This window comes from Paenibacillus solisilvae (genome assembly GCF_042656405.1).
In the GTDB taxonomy this organism is placed as follows: Bacteria; Bacillota; Bacilli; order Paenibacillales; family Paenibacillaceae; genus Paenibacillus_Z; species Paenibacillus_Z solisilvae.
The window spans coordinates 1-1,254 of sequence record NZ_JBHSOW010000034.1; the positions used below are offsets into that span (position 1 = coordinate 1).

Here is a 1,254-nt window from a genome sequence, read left to right on the forward strand (position 1 = left end):
GGCACATCCCCTCAAAAAAATGAGGGGATGTGCCTTTTTATTCAGAAGGACTTTTTCAGTGGCCTCGATTGTTTGCAGTGGCTTTTTGTTTTGACATATTTAGAAGCGGAAAGACAGAGAAGGAGATGGTTATTTTCAACAGAGTCAGAATTTGGTATCAGGAAGAGATTGAACAGCTTAAGCCTTTGGTACGTGATGTATACAAAAAAATTCATAGGTATCAGCTTGAACGAACGTCGTTGTTTGAGTTGCAGATGCGCGAAGCAATTGCTCTGACAACGCCGGTATTGGAAGTTTTTATCGAGCATATTCCTGCGTATAAAAGCAGCTATATTAAAGTTCTTGGCAGGCAGGAGCAGCTCACGTCGTTCGATTTGATTATGTGCTTTGACCGGGCGATATATGAACTACATCTGTATGCAACGTTAGGCAAAGCAATCGGGAAATACGCCAATGAAGCGCCTTGGAGCAAGGAGCTTCGCGTGCTCTTGAATGAGCGACAAGAGATTGAACCGGCAGATAACAGTGTCTCTGTGGGAGAATTATTTCTTACGAGCGGCAAAGTTGCCTGTTCAGGTCATGCCGAAGGGACGGCCGCAGTCATATTGAGCAAGGATGAGCTCGGGAACGTTAAGCAGGGTGACATTCTAGTAACGACGATGACCACTCCTGATTTCATCGAGGTTGCTTCGCTTATAGCAGGACTTGTCACGGATCGGGGCGGCATCGTTTGCCATGCTGCTATTTTGGCGAGGGAGTTTAACATCCCGTGTATTGTCGGCTGCGGAAATGCTACGGAAGCTGTTACAAGCGGTCAAAAAATTCGTATAGATACGATCTCTGGTATCGTTCTGGGATGTGATGATGAATGAAACTGATACATTTATATGAGGCGACCGAGGTTGATCTGTACGGACGTAAAGCGGTGAATTTGGCTGAGGCGCTTCAACACCGTTTGCCAGTGCCAACCGGGTATGTGCTTTCGGCTTCAACCGTTCAGCAATTTGCGAGGGGAGAGCTGAATTTGGTGAGCGAGATCCGGACTATGCTCCACTCCTTAGGTGCTGTTTCCGTTAGATCGTCCGCCTGTCAAGAAGATGGTGAACAGTCCAGCTATGCTGGACTGTTTCAGGCTGTAGAGAAACCCACTCTTTTCTGAAGCGATGGGTTTCTCTTTTTGTTTGATACATGGTTTGAAGAAGGCTTAAAGGGATTTCTTCTAGATGGCTCTCCTTTCTAGGTGAAGGGCAATCT

Annotated in this window: 2 protein-coding genes; both read left to right on the forward strand. The window is 46.4% G+C overall.

The features are described 5' to 3' along the window. The first annotated feature begins 254 nt into the window (after nt 1-254). Complete coding sequence (locus ACFPYJ_RS09900) at nt 255-872, forward strand: PEP-utilizing enzyme (protein WP_379187963.1); 618 nt, start codon at nt 255-257, stop codon at nt 870-872. Further along, the gene (locus tag ACFPYJ_RS09905) at nt 869-1,159 is read left to right on the forward strand and encodes a hypothetical protein (protein WP_379187964.1); all 291 of its coding nucleotides are present in this window, start codon (nt 869-871) and stop codon (nt 1,157-1,159) included. Before ACFPYJ_RS09900 ends, ACFPYJ_RS09905 begins: the two co-directional genes overlap by 4 nt. Nucleotides 1,160-1,254 lie beyond the last annotated feature (95 nt).